At 72.2% G+C, this 16,464-nt stretch carries 14 protein-coding genes; 8 read left to right on the top strand and 6 right to left on the bottom strand.

The features are described 5' to 3' along the window. Nucleotides 1-69 precede the first annotated feature (69 nt). The 5 genes from EDF55_RS14425 (at nt 70) to EDF55_RS14405 (ending at nt 6,218) form a co-directional block, all read left to right on the top strand. A complete protein-coding gene (locus tag EDF55_RS14425) occupies nt 70-912 on the top strand; it encodes a helix-turn-helix transcriptional regulator (protein ID WP_123655650.1) in 843 nt (280 codons plus the stop codon). Nucleotides 913-981: 69 nt separating this feature from the next. Beyond that, complete coding sequence (locus EDF55_RS14420; protein ID WP_123655649.1) at nt 982-3,525, top strand: alpha-L-rhamnosidase; 2,544 nt, start codon at nt 982-984, stop codon at nt 3,523-3,525. A gap of 133 nt (nt 3,526-3,658) precedes the next feature. Continuing rightward, entirely contained in the window at nt 3,659-4,093 is a 435-nt protein-coding gene (locus EDF55_RS14415) for a hypothetical protein (RefSeq protein ID WP_148079028.1), read from the top strand. A 25-nt stretch (nt 4,094-4,118) separates the two neighbouring features. Beyond that, complete coding sequence (locus EDF55_RS14410) at nt 4,119-5,036, top strand: metallophosphoesterase (RefSeq protein ID WP_123655647.1); 918 nt, start codon at nt 4,119-4,121, stop codon at nt 5,034-5,036. A gap of 147 nt (nt 5,037-5,183) precedes the next feature. Then, a complete protein-coding gene (locus EDF55_RS14405; protein ID WP_123655646.1) occupies nt 5,184-6,218 on the top strand; it encodes an NADP-dependent oxidoreductase in 1,035 nt (344 codons plus the stop codon). A 3-nt stretch (nt 6,219-6,221) separates the two neighbouring features. Here the strand turns inward: EDF55_RS14405 and EDF55_RS14400 are convergent, their stop codons facing one another. From EDF55_RS14400 to EDF55_RS14385, 4 genes are all read right to left on the bottom strand, one after another. Beyond that, entirely contained in the window at nt 6,222-7,097 is an 876-nt protein-coding gene (locus EDF55_RS14400; RefSeq protein ID WP_123655645.1) for an ABC transporter permease, read from the bottom strand. Beyond that, nucleotides 7,084-8,076 (bottom strand): ABC transporter ATP-binding protein, encoded by a 993-nt coding sequence (locus tag EDF55_RS14395; protein ID WP_123655644.1) that lies wholly within the window; start codon nt 8,074-8,076, stop codon nt 7,084-7,086. The genes EDF55_RS14400 and EDF55_RS14395 overlap by 14 nt, the downstream gene beginning before the upstream one ends. After that, nucleotides 8,073-9,146 (bottom strand): outer membrane lipoprotein carrier protein LolA, encoded by a 1,074-nt coding sequence (locus EDF55_RS14390; RefSeq protein WP_123655643.1) that lies wholly within the window; start codon nt 9,144-9,146, stop codon nt 8,073-8,075. The genes EDF55_RS14395 and EDF55_RS14390 overlap by 4 nt, the downstream gene beginning before the upstream one ends. A 578-nt stretch (nt 9,147-9,724) precedes the next feature. Further along, nucleotides 9,725-10,204 carry a ribose-5-phosphate isomerase gene (locus EDF55_RS14385; protein ID WP_123655642.1) on the bottom strand — a complete coding sequence of 160 codons (480 nt, stop codon included), beginning with the start codon at nt 10,202-10,204 and terminating at the stop codon, nt 9,725-9,727. 77 nt (nt 10,205-10,281) lie between these two features. Here EDF55_RS14385 and EDF55_RS14380 point away from each other — a divergent pair, with 77 nt between their 5' ends. After that, complete coding sequence (locus EDF55_RS14380; protein WP_123655641.1) at nt 10,282-11,244, top strand: sugar-binding transcriptional regulator; 963 nt, start codon at nt 10,282-10,284, stop codon at nt 11,242-11,244. Nucleotides 11,245-11,490: 246 nt separating this feature from the next. On the opposite strand, the gene EDF55_RS14375 is transcribed toward EDF55_RS14380, so the two are convergent. Further along, nucleotides 11,491-12,018 carry a DinB family protein gene (locus tag EDF55_RS14375; protein WP_123655640.1) on the bottom strand — a complete coding sequence of 176 codons (528 nt, stop codon included), beginning with the start codon at nt 12,016-12,018 and terminating at the stop codon, nt 11,491-11,493. A gap of 198 nt (nt 12,019-12,216) precedes the next feature. On the opposite strand from EDF55_RS14375, the gene EDF55_RS14370 reads away from it, so the two are divergent. Both EDF55_RS14370 and EDF55_RS14365 read left to right on the top strand, forming a co-directional pair. After that, nucleotides 12,217-13,752, top strand: coding sequence for an MFS transporter (locus EDF55_RS14370; protein ID WP_123655639.1), 1,536 nt, complete (start codon nt 12,217-12,219; stop codon nt 13,750-13,752). Between the two features lie 65 nt (nt 13,753-13,817). After that, nucleotides 13,818-14,474: a histidine phosphatase family protein gene (locus EDF55_RS14365; protein ID WP_123655638.1), complete on the top strand. Its 657-nt coding sequence runs from the start codon at nt 13,818-13,820 to the stop codon at nt 14,472-14,474. A gap of 157 nt (nt 14,475-14,631) precedes the next feature. Here the strand turns inward: EDF55_RS14365 and EDF55_RS14360 are convergent, their stop codons facing one another. Then, complete coding sequence (locus EDF55_RS14360) at nt 14,632-16,386, bottom strand: glycerol-3-phosphate dehydrogenase/oxidase (protein ID WP_123655637.1); 1,755 nt, start codon at nt 16,384-16,386, stop codon at nt 14,632-14,634. Between the last annotated feature and the right edge of the window lie 78 nt (nt 16,387-16,464).

Here is a 16,464-nt window from a genome sequence, read left to right as displayed (position 1 = left end):
GCAGCCCATGGGGTGAGCGACCACAACATGGACGTTCCGGTCACCACGGGCAGCAGCTACCCTCGCTGCATGGACGAAGGCGTCGGCCCCGTGGTGGTCGCGGCGAATTGGTACCGCTTCCGCGCCGGGGAGCGGATCCGGCACGAGCGCGTGCGGAGCGAGTGCTTCCTGTGGGTGCTCGGCGGCACCGGCCGGGTGCGCTCGCGCGACGAGTGGTTCACGCTGTCGACGGGCGCGGTCCTCCGCCTGCCGTGGGACCACGACGTCGAGTACCGCGCCGACGCCCGCTCGCCCTTCCGCCTCGGCACCGTGCACGTGGTGCCGCGGCACGCACGCGGCGTCCCGGTCGTGCCCGCCGTCGCGCACCAACCGGGCGACCCGCTGTACGCCTCCGCGGCCCGCGACGGCGACCCCGGTCACCCGGTGCACTCCGGGGCGTCGACGGCACTGGCGCGCCGGATCGCCTCGCTCGGCCGGTACACGGTCGAGCGCTTCGGGGAGGAGGCGTGGGACGAGTCCGCGAGCCGCGCACTCGGTGAACTCTTCCGCGCCGAGTCGGTGCACACCGCCGGCCAGGGTGACGGGATCCCCGCCGCGCTCGAACGCATGACCGCCTTCGTGACCGAGCGCCTCGACACGCCGCTCACGGTTGGCGACGTGGCCGCTGCGGGCGGGTGCAGCGTCTCCACCGCCGGTCGCCTGTTCGCCGCGCACCTCGGCACGTCGGTCGCCGCGTGGATCCGGAACGCCCGGATGCGGGAGGCCGCTGAACTCCTCCGCACGAGCGGACTCCGCGTCGGCGAGGTCGCCCGGGCCGTCGGCTTCACCGACCCGCTGTACTTCTCGCGCGTCTTCCGTGCGACGTTCGGGGAACCGCCGAGCCGCTACGGGCTCGGGCAGATCCGCCCTTGACACGAGGCGCCCGGGCAGTGAATCGTTTCACGCGGTCGGTGCGCCGGTGCACCGCGGCATGGAGGAGCAATGGAGCCCCTGGGCACCACGGACGGTCGGATCGACGCGGTCGGCACCGCTGACCAAGGGGTGCGGTTCGCCTGGACGCCGACCGGACCGCAGACCGCGGTGCGCGTCGTGGTCCGGGACGGCGACGCGGTCGTCTGGGACTCCGGCCCCGTCGCGACGTCCGAACCGTGGCTGCGATCGCCGAGCGGCGTCCGGTTCGCACCGTGGCGGCGACACGATTGGGAGGCCCGGATCGACTCCGGCGCGTCCGTCACCACCGCACGCGGAGCGTTCACACCCGCCCCCACCGACGAGCGCGCCTGGCACGACGCCGACTGGGTCGCGGCGACCGACGGCGCGCCAGAGACCGACCACGCGCGGGAGCGGTCGCGGGACGGCAGCCTCGCGGCACCGGTGCTCGCCCGGACGATCGCTGCGGGGGCTCCCGTCACCCGTGCGCTCCTCGCCGTCACCGCCGGCGGGCACGTCGACGTCCGCGTCGACGGACGCCTGGCCACGGACGAGGTCCTCTCGCCGACGACCACGCACTGGGACCAGCGGGTCCAGGTCGTCCTGCACGACCTGACGCCCGCGTTCGCCGACGGCGGCGGGCACGACCTCGGGCTCGAACTCGGCCGCGGGTTCTTCGGCATGACGAACGCGAACGTCTGGGCGTGGGAGCGCGCGCCGTGGCACGCCGAGCCGCGCGTCCGGGCGCTGCTGCGGCTGGAACGGGAGGACGGGGCAGTGGAGGTGATCGGCACCGGGCCCGACTGGACCGCCCGACGCGGGACGATCCTCCTGGACGACCTGTACGGCGGCGAGATCCACGATCTCCGCCGTCGACCCGGCCGACCGTCCGCCGGGGCCGTGCGCCCCGCCGTCGTCGTGCCCGGACCCGGCGGCCGGCTCGAAGCGCGGCTCGAGCAGCCGATCCGCGTCGTCGAGGAACTCGTCCCGGACTCGGTGGTCGAGACGGCACCGGGGGAGTGGGTCGTCGCGTTCCCCCGCGTCATCGCGGGGTGGGTGCGCCTCCGCCTGCCCGGTGGTGCTGCCGGCAGCACCGTGCGGATCCGGTACGGCGAGCGGCTCCGCGCCGACGGACTGCCGAACGCCGACGACGAGAAGCACTACTTCGCGGACGGCTTCCAGACGGACGAGGTCACGCTCGACGACGACGCCGTGACCTGGGAACCGCGGTTCTCCTACAAGGGGTTCCGGTACGTGCAGGTGTCCGGATGGCCCTCGGACGCCGGACCCGCCCCGTCCGACTTCGTGGCGTGCGTCGTCCGCACCGACGCCGCCGTCACGAGCACGTTCACGGTCGACGACGACCTGCTGCAGTGGATCCACGACGCCACCGTGCGGACCATGGAGAACAACCTGCACGGGTACCCGACGGACACCCCGAAGTACGAGAAGAACGGGTGGACCGGAGACGCCGCCGTCGGGGCGGACATGTTCCTGACCGACCTCGACGCCGCGGCCGTCCTCACGAAGTGGGTCGGCGACCTCGCCGAGACGACCACGCCGGGTCACCCGCCGGCGCTCATCGCCCCGAATGCCGGGGTCTTCGGCGTCGACGAACGGGCACCCGTCTGGCACGCCGCGCTCGCGACGGTGCCGTGGGACCTGTACCGGCACACGGGGGACCCGGCCGTGCTCGGGGCGCACGTCGAGACCATCGAGGAGTACGCCCGCTTCGAGCTGTCCCGCTCGCCCGGCGGGATCGCGGACACGATCCTCGGCGACTGGGTCGCACCGGGCACGGACCCCGGCGGCGGCAACCCACCCGAGGACTCCCGCGTCCCGGCGACGGCGTTCCTGGTCCGGATCCTCGACACCGTCGCCCGGATCGACGACGTGCTCGGCCGGGACGGCTCGTGGGCGGCCACCGCAGCCGACGACGTGCGACGCGCGTTCGTGGACGCGTTCGTCGTCGACGGTGTCGTGCGAGGTCCGCGCGACGAGGGGTTCCGGCAGTCGCACCAGGTGCTCGCGCTGGCGTTCGACGTGGTGCGCTCGCCCGCCGACCGGGCGTCCATCGCGGCGGCGCTCGCCGCGGACGTCCGGGCCCGAGGAGACCACCTGGACACCGGGGCGATCGGGACGAAGTGGCTGCTCCCGGTGCTGACCGACGCTGGGTACGCGGACGTCGCGCTCGCGGTCGCCCGGCAGACGACGGTGCCGTCGTGGGGTGCTTGGTGGGCGGCCGGCGCGACGTCGACCTTCGAGCACTGGGACCTCGCCGCGCGGTCGCACGGGCACTACTTCCTCGGCACGGTCGACGACTGGCTCACCGGGTACGTCGCCGGGCTGCGGCCGGTGTCGCCCGGGTGGCGGCGGTTCCTCGTCGCGCCGGCCGTGTGCGGGGCCGTCGGGGCAGCGTCGTGCTCGGTCCGGACGCCGTACGGGACGGCGGGGGTGCGGTGGTCCGCTGCGGGTGGGGTCGTCACCCTGACGGTCGACGTGCCGCCGGGGACGACGGCCGAGGTCCGACTGCCCGACGGTTCATCGACGGAGTTCGGCCCCGGGTCGCACACCGTGTCGAGCGCGCTCGCTTGACGGCCCGCCTGCCGGCTGCCGGTCCGGGAGGGGGCTTCGTCGAGAGCGCAGCAAGTGGCGTCTCGCATGCTGCAGAGCGCCACTGTTGCGCACTCGGCGAAGGCAGACCAGAATGCAACATGTTGCACACTGGATGATCGAGAGGACGATGATGTTCACGACGACGAAGACCAGCACCACCGCGACGGCAGTAGCGCTCGCCGTCGCCGGAGCGCTGCTGCTCGGCGCCGCACCGGCCCAGGCGGACCCGGACGCGCCCGGCTGTGCCGTCACCTCGGCGGAGGCGGACCACGTCCACGGCGTCGTCGTGTTCGACCTGCGCTGCGACGAACCCCGCGACGTCGTGGTCGACGCGACCGCCTGGCACGGCGACGCCGACGACCACCAGGTGGTCGACACGAGGACCGTCACGAAGCACGTGGGAGCAGGGGAGCGGTGGAGCTCCGCGATCGCGTTCGCGACCGACACCGACCCGTCCACGGACCAGATCACGGCCCAGGTGCTCTCCTGGATCGACCAGGGTGACACCCAGGAACGCCCGGCGATCCTCGCGACGGTCGCGGGCTGAGCGCTCCGGTCGCTAGCGTGGCGCCATGCAGACCCCCGCTCCCGGCACGCTCCGCGTCCTGCACCTGTCCGACACCCACCTGACCGGCGACGGTGCCCTGCACCAGGGGACGGTCGACACCACGGCGGTGCTCGACACGTTGCTCGAACGACTCGACGCGGTCGAGGGGGTCGGCCTCGTCGTCGTCTCCGGGGACGTCTCCGAGGACGGTTCGCCCGAGTCCTACGCGGTGCTCCTCGAACGCGTCGGGGGCTGGGCGACCCGACACGGCGCGGCCCTCGTCACGGTGCCGGGCAACCACGACCAGCGCGAGGGGTTCCGGCAGGTCCTCGCGAACGGGCACGTCCTCGGCGAGGGCGGCCGCCCCGTGATGCACACGATGGAGTACCACCCGCCCACCGTCCCCGTCTGGGGCCAGTCGCTCGTCGCCGGGCGTCGGGTGCTCACCGTCGACACGAGCGTTCCCGGTGCCGGCTACGGCGCCCTGAGCGAGGAGACCCTCCACCGCCTCCGGACGGCACTCGCCGAGGACGCGGGCGCGCCGCACGGGTCGATCGTCGTGCTGCACCACCCGCCGCTGCCCGCACCGACCGCCCTGCACGAAGCGCTGCGACTGCAGAACCCGGGCGACCTGGCCGACGTGCTCCGGGGCTCGGACGTGCGGGTCGTCCTGGCCGGGCACTACCACCACCACTTCGCCGGCAGCATCGGCGGGGTGCCGGTCCTCGTCGCCCCGGGCGTCGCGAACGACACCGACGTGATCGGTGCTTACGGCTCCGAGACGGCGTACGTCGGCACAGGCGCGCTGGTCGTGGACGTCGCGGAGGACGGCTCGCTCTGGTCCACCCCGGTCCGGGTCCCCGTCGCGGGATCGGACACGGTGGCCGTGCACCACGACACGGACGCGGTCGCGGCGATCATCGCCGAAGCCGGCGCGCACTGAAGCCGGCCGTCGGATCGCCGCGGCCGACGGGTCGGACGCACGCCGTACCTCCCGTCCGGTGCAGCGGAGCTGCCGGTACCCCGGACGCGCAGGCAGTTCCTCGGCAGCGCGAGTAGGCCGGTGCAACAACGTCCGAAGGAGTGCGCCATGCGAACCGGCAGTGCAGTGCAGTACGACCGCTACGGCGGATTCGACGTCGTCGAGCTCGTCACCCAGGAACAGCCGAAGCCCGGACCGGGCGAGGTCGTCGTCGAGGTGTCGGTCGCCGGGTTGAACCACATCGAGCGGTTCCTCCGCGAAGGCCGGCTGCAGGACCACGTCGACCTCGAGTTCCCAGCACACCAGGGCGTCGACTTCGCCGGCGTCGTCCGCGCCCGCGGTACCGAGGTGCGCGACCTGCACGTCGGCGACGAGGTCATGGGGCACGCACCCCACGGCGGCGCGCATGCGACGTGGGTGACCGTCCCGCGCGGCGCGGTCGTGAAGAAGCCCTCCACGATGACGTTCGAGGTCGCGGGCAGCCTGTACCTCGCCGGGTGCACGGCGCTCTCGGTCGTGCGGTCGCTGAAGCTCGGGCCGCAGGACACGGTCGTGATCAGCGCCGCGGCGGGTGGCGTCGGACACATCGAGTGCCAGCTCGCGCACGAGGCCGGCGCGACCGTGATCGGGCTCGGCAGTCCGCGCAACCACGACGCGCTCCGGCAGATCGGGACGCTCCCTGTTGCCTACGGCGACGGGGAGGCGGACCGGATCCGGGAGATCGCCGACGGCCGCCCCATCACGGCCTTCATCGACAACCGGGACGAGGGCGAGAACGCTGCCCTCGCGGAGTCGCTCGGTGTCCCGGAGAAGCGGTTCGTCTCCAGCGAGGACCGGCGCGACCTCGAGATCCGGTTCCTGCGGGCCCCCGGCGACGACCAGGAGGCGATCGAGATGCTCACCACCCTCGGTGACCTGGTGCAGCGGCACAAGGTGCAGTTCATCATCTCGGGGTACTACCCGTTCGAGTACATCGTCGACGCGTACGAGGACCTGGCGGAGATGCACTCGCGCGGCAAGGTCGTGGTCGGCATGCAGCCGGTCGAGACCGGCGCGCGACTGCACTGGTACAAGTCCGAGAAGTCCCGCGACCTCAGGGACCCGGTGTCGAGCGGCACGCCGGCACGGCCCGAGGCGCAGTGAGCGCTAGCTGAGGACGTCCTTCGTCGCGAACCGGCCGTACGCCAGCGTGCCGAAGACCGCGACGTAGCCGAGCTGCAGCAGCGCGTTGCTGCCGAACGAGTCGAACGCGATCGGGTCACGGAGCAGGTCCCCGAACCCGAGCCACTGGTGCGAGAACAGGAACGGGTGCAGCCAGTCCAGCTGCGGGAGCTGGTCGAGCACCTGGGATGCCCCGGCCAGCACCACCGTCGCGGCCATCGCACCGACCGGCACGTTCGTCAGGGAGGACGCGAACAGCCCGATCGCGGACAACCCGAGCATCGACAGCGTCACGTAGAGCGCCAGCAGCAGGGCACGACCGGCGTACGACCAGCCGTCGACCTGCGTCCCGGAGAGCAGCGTCACCGGCCCGATCGGGAACAGCGCGGCGCCGATCGCGGCACCGACCAGCACGATGAGGAGCGTCGCGGCGAGGCAGAACGCGACCGCGCCCGCGTACTTGACGAGGATGAACCGGAGGCGACCGGTCGGCGCGACGAGCAGGTAGCGGATCGTGCCGTGACTGGCCTCGCCCGCGACCGTGTCACCCGCGACGACGCCGACGGTGAGGGGCAGGAACAGCGGGATCGACACCGTGAGCGCCGTGAACGAGACGAACAGGCCGTTGTTCGTGATGTCGCCGAGGAACGCGGGGCCGCCGGAGTCGTCCCCGGTGGTCAGCCGGACCGCGACCGCGATGAGGATCGGGACGAGCGCCAGCGCGCCGAGCATCGCCCACGTGCGGCGACGGCGGAACACGAGCGCGAGCTCGGAGCCGAGCAGCGCGAAGGGCCGGGACCGCGTCGGGGGAGCCGTGCGGGCCGTCTGCGCCGGGGTCGCCGTGCGCTCAGGCTGCGACATCGAAGCCCTCCCCGGTGAGCGCGACGAACAGGTCTTCGAGGGTGCCACCACCGACGGCGACGCCGCGGACCCTGACGTCCGCGCGCACGAGTTCCGCCACGATCGTCTCGGGGAGGAGCTCGACGGGCAGGTCGGCCACCAGCGCATCGGCGCCGCCGTCGTGCCGCGGGGTGAGCCCGAGCCGCATCAGCACCGACCCGGCCTGACCGAGGTCCGGCGTGTGGACGGTCACCGTGCGTGCGCCGGCGGACCGGAGGTCGTCGAGGGTGCCCTGCGCGACGAGCTTGCCCGTGCGCATGACCCCGGCGTGCGTGCAGACCTGTTCGATCTCGGCGAGCAGGTGGCTCGACACGAACACCGTCGTGCCGTCGTCCGCCAGGGACCGGATGAGGTTGCGGACCTCGCGGGTGCCCTGCGGGTCGAGGCCGTTCGTCGGCTCGTCGAGCACGAGCAGGTCGCGCGGCGAGAGCAGCGCGTTCGCGAGGCCCAGCCGCTGCTTCATGCCGAGCGAGTACGCGTGCGCCTTCTTGTCCGCGGCGTGCGAGAGCCCGACACGGTCGAGTGCCGCCGCCACACGGTCCTTCCGGCTGCGCGGGTCCGAGGTCGGATCGGCAGCGTCGAAGCGGCTGAGGTTCGCGCGGCCGGAGAGGTACGGGTAGAACGCCGGGCCCTCGACGAGCGCACCGACGCGGGGGAGCACCGAGTGCAGCGCCGAGGGCATCGACTCGCCGAGCACCTCGATGGTGCCGCCCGTCGCGGACGACAGGCCGAGCAGCATCCGGATGGTGGTCGTCTTCCCCGAGCCGTTCGGCCCGAGGAACCCGAAGACGGCACCCCGGGGGACGGCGAGGTCGATGCCGTCGACCGCGCGTTGCTTGCGGAAGACCTTCTGGAGGCCCGTGGTGCGGATCGCGAAGTCGGCTGCGGTCGTCGGGGCGCCCGCGTCGGTCGTGTCGGGTGCCGGGTCGGTCGGGCTCACTTCGCGGCGGCGACCAGGCTCGACACCGGCACGGCGCCCGCGAGGACACGGCCGTCGTCGGTCAGGTACACGGACACGAGCGAGGTCTGGATCGCACGGCCGCCGTCGACGGCCTTCGTGAGCTGGTTCAGCAGCGTCGAGGCATCGTCACCGAGGCCGCTCTGGTCTGCGGTGCCGGCCGGGAGCTCGGCGATCGTGGACCAGCCCTTGCCGGTCAGCGTCGGAGCGCCGTCGTGGCTCGTGGATCGGTCGCCCTTGCCGGCGCCCGCGTGGTCAGCGGCGTCGGACAGGTCCTTCGTCGTGACCTTCGCGCCGGACGGGGGCGTGAAGTCGAACAGCCGGGACGCCGGTGCGCCGTAGGACAAGCTGGTGAAGCGGACCTGGAACGCCGGGTCGGACTGCCCCTTCGCCTCGATCGCAGCGCGGAGCGGGAGACCGGTCTGCTTGTCCACAGCGAGCTGGACGCTGCCGACGAGGGTGCCGGACGACTTCGGGGTGAGCGTGATCTGCCAGGCGCTCTGCCCGGCGACCTTCGTGGTCGTCGGCTTCGAGACGGTGGTGCTCGGGCGGATCGCGTCGATCGCCTGCTTCGCGATGTCGGCGGGGGTCGTGGTGCCGTCCTGCATCGACTTCGCGGTGTCCGCCGGCAGGGTCACGTGCGTGGCCTGGCGCTCCTTCGAGTCCCACGTCCAGACGTCACTGCCGTTGCGGATGAGGTCCTGCTCGGCGAGCTGCTCCGTCACCTGCACGCGCTGCTTCGTCGCACCGTCGACGTACACGCGCGCGGTGTGCGACGCGGTGAGGAGGCTCAGCGCGTCGGAGGCGTTGCCCTCGAGCGAGGACCCGCCGGACCCGGTGGGGAGTTCCGGGAGGCCGAGGTCGCTGGTCTGCGCGAGCTTGCCCGAGTACTGCGCGCCGGAGGACTTCGCGACGCTGGCGATGACGTCCGCCGCGGTCGGGTTCGCCCCCGCGAGCGGCGTGCTGGCGGCGTTGGCGAGTGCCGGCGCCGCGATGGCCCCGGCGACGACCACCGGCGCGATGACGGCGGGCAGCCATGCGGACTTCTTCATCGGGTTCCCCTCGGTACAGCGTTCGAGTGCTCAGCACACTAGGTCGGGCAACCGACAGTCCGCTGTGCACCCGTCCGGCCCCGCGACGTGTTGTCCACAGTCACGCTCGCATGCCGACGACCGGAAGGGTGTCACCGCCGGCGAACGTCGACCTCGAACACCTCGAGACGACCGTCGGCGAGCACCGCATCGACGAGGTCGCGTGGACCGGCGACGATGGTGGAGTCCCAGTCGATCTCCGATGCCACGACCCACTCGTGGCCCTCCGGCCACAGCATCTGCGGCGGCTGTCGGCGGGTGCAGGATCCTGGCGTACGCCGCGAACCCGATGCCGGCGACGCCGCCCGGTGTCGCCCATCGCCCCACTCGGTCGAGCAGCCACGCCCCTCGCTCGACATCGTCCGTCCACTGCACGGTGCGAGCGTAGGCCCGCCGCACAACCGAGAACAGTCCGCACCACGGACTTCCGTGGCGCGGACTGCTTTTGGTTGTGCGAAGCACGCGAAGCACGCGAAGCGCGCGAAGCACGCGGGGCCCCGCGACGGTCCGGGCCCGAGCCCGAGCCCGGGCCGCCGACGTCAGACCGCGTCGACCCCGGCGGGGGCGCTGCCGTCGTAGGCGCAGATCGCGGCGACCTTCTCGGCCGACGCCGAGGACGTGTCGAACGAGTACCCGAGCCACTCCTTCGCCAGGCGCCGCGCCAGCTCGACCCCGATCACACGCTGCCCCATGCAGAGCACCTGCGCGTCGTTCGAGAGCACCGAACGCTCGACGCTGTACGAGTCGTGCGCGGTGACGGCCCGGATGCCCGGCACCTTGTTCGCGCTGATCGCCACCCCGAGCCCGGTCCCGCAGATCAGGATCGCCCGGTCGGCCTCGCCCGAGGCCACCAGCCGAGCGGCGTCGACGGCCACGTGCGGGTACGCCGTGTGCCCGTCGGCGTCGACACCGACGTCCACGACACTCGACACCCGGTCGTCCGCGAGCAGGTCGCGCTTGATGATCTCCTTGTAGTCGAACCCGGCATCATCCGAGCCGATCACCAGTCGGTACGTCATGCAGCCCAGTCTGCGCGGACGCAGGACATTTGTCCAGCACACAATTTCTGCTGCGCGTGGCGCGCTACGATCACCCCATGTCGGCCGAGACCCCCACCCCGGACGGCGCCCGCAGCCGTTTCCCGCTCGACACCGTCTACCAGGCGGCGCGGATGTACTACCTCGAGGACGCCACGCAGGTGGAGATCGCCGCTCGGCTCGGCGTCTCCCGGCCGACGGTGTCGCGCCTGGTCTCCGAGGCCCGGCGCGCCGGGCTCGTCCGCATCGAGGTCGTCGACCCGTTCCAGGACGAGACGGTCGCACTCGCCGAACGGCTGCAGGTCGTGCTCGGGCTCCGGGCCGTGCACCTCACGGCGGTCACGCACGCGGCGACGCTCGGCGCCGACCTCGCCGCGCCGGTCGCCGCAGCCGTCGAGGGCATGGCGCTCCAGCCCGGCGACGCGGTCCTGATGTCCTCCGGTCGCACGGTGTACGACGTCGCACGCTCCGGGATGCCGCAGCTCCACGGCGTGCAGCTCGTCCCGACGGTGGGCGGGCAGGCGGACCCGATGCCGTGGTTCCAGACGAACGAGATCACCCGGACGGCCGCGGAGCGCTCCGGTGCGATCCCGGCCTTCCTCTTCGCGCAGGCGCTGCCGTCGGAGGCGATGCGCGCCTCCCTCGACGAGGACCCGGCGTTCCAGCACGTCATCGGGCTCTGGGGTCGGGCGAAGGGCGCGATCCTCGGCATCGGTGCGCCGATCCCGACCCGCGACGCGATGACCCGGGGCATCCCGGTGGAGGACGAGGCGCTCGACCGTGCGGCCGGCGACGTCTGTCTGAACTTCTACGACGCCGACGGGCGGGCGATCGAGTTCGCGGGCAGCGACCGGATGGTGCGCACCGCGCGCGAGGTCCTCTCCGCCGTCCCGCACGTCGTCGGCCTGGCGGTCGGGGAGTCGAAGGTGCCGAGCATCATCGGGGCGGTCCGTGGCGGCCTGGTCAACGAGCTGGTGACGGACGCCGCGACGGGACGGGCCCTGCTGGACGCGCTCGCCTGACCCGACACCACACGGGTGACGCGGCTGCGGCCCCGGACGTGGGACGAGACGGTCTGGAGGCGCGGTGCGGGTCCGACCCGCGCCTCCCGTCCGCTGGTCGGCGCGTTCCCACCCACCGCGCGCTCGTCAGGAGGTGGGAACGCGCGTACCGGGTCGAAAGGAACGACCGCCTACGCGCGTTTCGACTGCCTCCGCGCGTTGGGACTGCCTACGCGCGTTTCGACTGCCTCCGCGCGTTGGGACTGCTTACGCGCGATCCCGCCGCACGTCCCAGAGGTGGTGCACCGGGTCGTGTGCGTAGTAGGTGGCGAGCGTCGCGACGGTGAACGCGCTGCCGTCGGAGCGGAGGCCGGTGCGCTCGAGCTGGTCGTCCCGGACGTTGTCGAACGCCCGAGCCGCGCGGTGGGCGGCCTCGCCGAGCTCGCGCGCGACGGTGGCCGGGTCCTGCTCGCCGTAGTGGTCCTCGATCGCGGTGGCGTCCTGGTCCCAGTTCGGGAACGTCGGGGCGTCCTCGGCGAGCATGAGCGCGAGGCGTTCGGTCATCTTCCGGTGCACGTCGCGGACGTGCGCGCCGTACTCGAGCGCTGACCAGGTGTCCTCGTCCGGACGGTCGCGGACGCCGGCCCGCGCGAGCTCGCCGGGCCAGCCGGTCGCGTTCGCCTCGATGATGCCCGGGACGTCGCGGATCGTCACCGTGCTGCCGTCGTAGCCGCACTCGGGGCATGCGCTCTCGATGACCCAGGTCCAGTTCTTCGTGTCCGGTTCGATCGCCATGGGCCGATGTTATGACCTCGTTACTCAGGTTCACGCTTCCGTGTCCCGCTGCGGATCGGACGTGCCCCTCGTTCGGGTGACACGCCGTTGCCTGGGAATCACCGGCCAATGACATTTCGGTTGCTCGGTAACGTCGTGGCCCGTTCACCGACCCGGCCGATCCGGGTCCGTCCCGAGTCCCGACCCGAGGAGAAACACGTGGGTTCCGATCCCAGCAGTACCGAGCGCCGACGGCCAGCCGAACAGCCGGCCCGTCGGCTCCGCGAGAGCGACGTCACCGTCGTCGACAAGAGCATGATGCGCAAGGCCGTCAGCGGCATGGTCGTCGGCAACACGATGGAGTGGTACGACGTCGGCGTGTACGGCTACCTCGCCGTGACCATGGGGCGGGTGTTCCTGCCGACCGCCGAGCCCGCGGTGCAGATCCTGTTCAGCCTCGGGGTGTTCGCGGCGACGTACGTCGCGCGGCCGCTCGGCGGGATCGTGTTCGGGCGCCTCGGGGACCGGATCGGTCGCCAGAAGGTGCTCGCCACGACACTCATCCTGATGGCGTCGTCGACCTTCCTCATCGGGGCGCTGCCGGCGTACGCGACGATCGGGGTCTTCGCACCGATCGTCCTCGTCGTGCTCAAGCTCCTGCAGGGCTTCTCGACCGGCGGTGAGTACGCCGGCGCGACCACGTTCGTGACCGAGTACGCCCCCGACCGTCGTCGCGGGTTCTTCGCGAGCATCCTCGACTTCGGCAGCTACATGGGCTTCGCGCTCGGCGCCACGGTGGTGTCGGTGCTGCAGATCACCCTCGGCGACGACGCGATGACCGCGTGGGGCTGGCGGCTGCCGTTCCTGGCCGCCGGTGTGATCGGCGCCGTGGCGATCTGGTTCCGTCTGCGCATCGAGGAGTCCCCGGTGTTCGCCGCGACCCAGGCCGCGCAGGCCGCGTCCTCCGAGGTGCTCGCCGACGCGTCCGGGGACCGCCCCGCGAACGTGTTCGCGATGATCCGCGAGCACTGGCGGCCGATCGTCATCGCGATCATGCTCGTCGCCGCGTCGAACACCGTCGGCTACGCGCTGACCTCGTACATGCCGACGTACCTCACCGACTCGCTCGGGTACTCCGCGCTCGACGGCACGCTGCTCACGATCCCGGTGCTGGTACTCCTCGCCGTGATGCTGCCGCTGACCGGCAAGCTGTCCGACAAGCTCGGCCGTCGCGTCGTGATGTGGATCGGTGCCGCGACGACCGTCGTGCTCGTCGTCCCCGCGTTCCTGCTCATCGGGCACGGCGAGCAGTGGTCGACGCTGTCCGGCCTCGCGCTCCTGGCGCTGATGACCGCGCTGTGGGTGTCGAACCAGGCGGCGTCGCTGCCGGCGCTGTTCCCGACCTCCACCCGGTACGGCGGGATGGGCTTCGCGTACAACATCGCGATCGCGGTGTTCGGCGGGACGACGCCGCTCATCGTGCAGGCGCTGCTCACGGCGACGGGCGACGAGCTCGCGCCGGCGTACTTCCTGATGGCGATGAGCGTCGTCGGTGCGATCGGGGTGTTCTGCATGAAGGAGTCCTCGCAGCGACCGCTCCCCGGGTCGATGCCCGCGGTGGAGACGGCCGAGGAGGCCCGCGAGCTCGTCCTCACGCAGGACACGAACCCGAACCTCGACCTCGGGGACCTGCCCTTCGCCGCCGAGGACGCGGTCCGGGCGGCCCGGGAGCGGGAGCTGTCCGCGGCACGCTGACGTGCCCGCACCGACGGTGGCGTCGGGGCCCGGGCCGGGCTCCGACGCCGCCGTAGGGTGGGAGCATGCGACTGCTGCTCATCCGACACGGCCAGACCCCCGCGAACGTGAACGGCGTCCTCGACGCCGAGGTGCCCGGTCCGGGCCTGACGGAGCTCGGGCAGCAGCAGGCAGCAGCACTGCCGGCGGCGCTCGCGGACCGCGGCATCGAGCGGCTCTTCGTCTCCTCGATGCTCCGGACGCACCACACCGCGGCTCCGCTCTCCGCCGCGCTCGACATCGACCCCGTGGTGCTCCCGGGCCTCCGCGAGATCGAGGCCGGGGACCTGCAGGGAGCGCGGGACCAGACCTCCGTGCAGCGGTACCTGGCCGCCTGCTACGCGTGGGCGTCGGGGGAGCGCGAGGCCCGGATGCCCGGCGCGGAGACCGGCGAGGACTTCTTCGACCGCTACGACGAGGCCGTCCGGCAGATCGAGGACACCGGCGTCGCGGTCGCCGCGGCGTTCAGCCACGGTGCGGCGATCCGGATCTGGGCCGCCACGACCGCGCAGAACGTGCCGAACGACCTCGGCGCGGACCGGCACCTGGAGAACACCGGCGTCGTCGAGCTCGAGGGGTCGAGTGCCGACGGGTGGCGCCTCGTGGACTGGGAGGGCGAGCCGATGGGCGGCGACGACCTCATCGACCGGACCGCGCAGGACCCGACCGGCGAGCGGTTCTAGACCCGCTCCGGGTCGAACCGACCTCGCAGGCTCGGTCGGCGCTGGCGCCGCGCGCCGCTGGCGCGTCGCACCATGCGGAGCGCGGACGGGAGGCCCGGTGCCAGCTGGCACCGGGCCTCCCGTCCGTCAGTGGTGACGACCACCCACCTGGCCGCGACTACGCGCGGGCGGCGGCTGCCGTCAACGGCACGATCACGCCGTGCGACTCGCGCAGCACGTCGAGGGTGCGCTGGACCTCGTCCGAGCGCTCCTCCGGCGACCAGCCGAGGACACCGGCGAGCACGTCGGCGAGCTCGTCGAGGAGGTCGATGGTGACGCCACCGACGAACGCGAGGTTCGTGCGGCGGAGCACCACGTCGACCAGGTGCACGGCGTGCTCGTGCTCGGCGAAGTACGCGACCTCGGCGCGGGTCAGCGCAGGGTCGGACTCGAGTGCCTCGACCGGGCCGTCGGTGAGGACGTCCACGACCTCGGCCGCGCGGGTGCCGTAGCGCTCGAGCAGACCTTCGACCAGCTTCGCGTCGAGCCCGTCGCGGTGCGACTTGATCCACAGGGCGCGCTGGGCGTCCGTGGTCGGGTACTCCTTGCCGCCGCCGATGGCCATGCCCGTCGTGTCGACCTTGCGGGCGACACCGAGCTTCGTCGTGGCCTCGGTCGAGAGGTGCGCGGCGAGGGCACGGAACGTCGTCCACTTGCCGCCGACGAGCGACAGCACGGTGCTCTTCGGCAGACCGGCGATGGGGGTGTCCACGATCCGGTAGTCACGGGAGACGAAGCCGGGGGCGGTGTCCTCGTGGCGGGGGAGCGGACGGATGCCGGAGTAGCTGTAGACGATGTGCTCGCGGGTGACGTCGATCTGCGGGAAGACGTGCTTCACGAGGCCGAAGAAGTAGTCGATCTCCTCGTCCGTCGTGGTGACCGGCTTCGCGGGGTCGGCGTCGATGTCCGTCGTGCCGATGAGGACCCGGCCCTTGAGCGGGTAGATCAGCACGATGCGGCCGTCGTCGTTCTCGAAGAACAGCTCGCGGCCCTTGGTGGCCTCGAGCAGCTCGTCGTTGTGCACGACGATGTGCGAGCCCTTCGTGCCGCCCATGAACTTGGTCTCGCCGCCGAACGCGCCGTTGGTGAGGTCGGTCCAGGGGCCGGAGGCGTTGATCACGACGTCGGCGGTGAAGACGAACTCGTCGCCGGTCTCGCGGTCGCGGAGCAGGACGCCGCCGTCGCGGGTGCCGGCTGCCTCGACGTAGTTGGTGGCGCGGGCGGTGGCCGCGCTGGTGGTGGTCCCGTCGGCGCTCGTGCCGGCCGTGAGGCCGTCCTTGAGGACGTCGAGCGCCAGGCGCTCCGGCTCGTGCACGGAGGCGTCGTAGTAGGTGCCCGTGTACTTGAGGTCCTTGTTCAGGGCCGGCATGTCCGCGAGCGCGGCCTTCTTGGTGCGGAAGACGTGCTTCGGGACCGAACCGCCGTCACGGGAGAAGGAGTCGTAGATCGTCATGCCGATCTTGATGAGCATCGCGCCGCGCTCCTTCGTGGAGCGCTGCTTGTGCGTGAGCATCCGCAAGGGGGCGTTCATGATGCCGGAGAACGTCGAGAAGATCGGCATCGTCGTCTGCAGCGGCTTGACGTAGTGCGGGGCGATGCGGATCAGGCCGTTGCGCTCCTGCACGCTCTCGCGCACCAGGCGGAACTCGCCGTTCTCGAGGTAGCGGATGCCGCCGTGGATCATGTGGCTCGACGCCGCGGAGGCGCCGGAGGCGTAGTCGCCACGCTCGACGAGCGCGACGTCGACGCCCTGGAGGGCCAGGTCGCGGAAGGTGGCGATGCCGTTGATGCCGCCACCGACGATGAGGACCTGTGCGTTCGGACGCTCGGTGAGGTTCGTCACTGTGCGTCGGGGCTGCGTCGTCTTCGACATGTGCGTACGCGTCGCTTTCTGTGGGTCGGTTCGCTGGGTTCGAGAACGATCGTGCTCCTCCGGTGAGAGGCCGGGCAA

It is taken from the genome of Curtobacterium sp. ZW137 (assembly GCF_003762905.1).
In the GTDB taxonomy this organism is placed as follows: Bacteria; Actinomycetota; Actinomycetes; order Actinomycetales; family Microbacteriaceae; genus Curtobacterium.
This window is presented reverse-complemented; position numbering and strand designations above follow the sequence as displayed.

Coding starts and splice junctions, on each gene's coding strand:
- EDF55_RS14375 (WP_123655640.1), bottom strand. CDS start 12,018: ATGGCGATCGAACCGGACACGAAGAACTGGACCTGGGTCATCGAGAGC.
- EDF55_RS14390 (WP_123655643.1), bottom strand. CDS start 9,146: ATGAAGAAGTCCGCATGGCTGCCCGCCGTCATCGCGCCGGTGGTCGTC.
- EDF55_RS14410 (WP_123655647.1), top strand. CDS start 4,119: ATGCAGACCCCCGCTCCCGGCACGCTCCGCGTCCTGCACCTGTCCGAC.
- EDF55_RS14400 (WP_123655645.1), bottom strand. CDS start 7,097: ATGTCGCAGCCTGAGCGCACGGCGACCCCGGCGCAGACGGCCCGCACG.
- EDF55_RS14415 (WP_148079028.1), top strand. CDS start 3,659: ATGATCGAGAGGACGATGATGTTCACGACGACGAAGACCAGCACCACC.
- EDF55_RS14380 (WP_123655641.1), top strand. CDS start 10,282: ATGTCGGCCGAGACCCCCACCCCGGACGGCGCCCGCAGCCGTTTCCCG.
- EDF55_RS14365 (WP_123655638.1), top strand. CDS start 13,818: ATGCGACTGCTGCTCATCCGACACGGCCAGACCCCCGCGAACGTGAAC.
- EDF55_RS14405 (WP_123655646.1), top strand. CDS start 5,184: ATGCGAACCGGCAGTGCAGTGCAGTACGACCGCTACGGCGGATTCGAC.
- EDF55_RS14420 (WP_123655649.1), top strand. CDS start 982: ATGGAGCCCCTGGGCACCACGGACGGTCGGATCGACGCGGTCGGCACC.
- EDF55_RS14425 (WP_123655650.1), top strand. CDS start 70: ATGGACGAAGGCGTCGGCCCCGTGGTGGTCGCGGCGAATTGGTACCGC.
- EDF55_RS14360 (WP_123655637.1), bottom strand. CDS start 16,386: ATGTCGAAGACGACGCAGCCCCGACGCACAGTGACGAACCTCACCGAG.
- EDF55_RS14385 (WP_123655642.1), bottom strand. CDS start 10,204: ATGACGTACCGACTGGTGATCGGCTCGGATGATGCCGGGTTCGACTAC.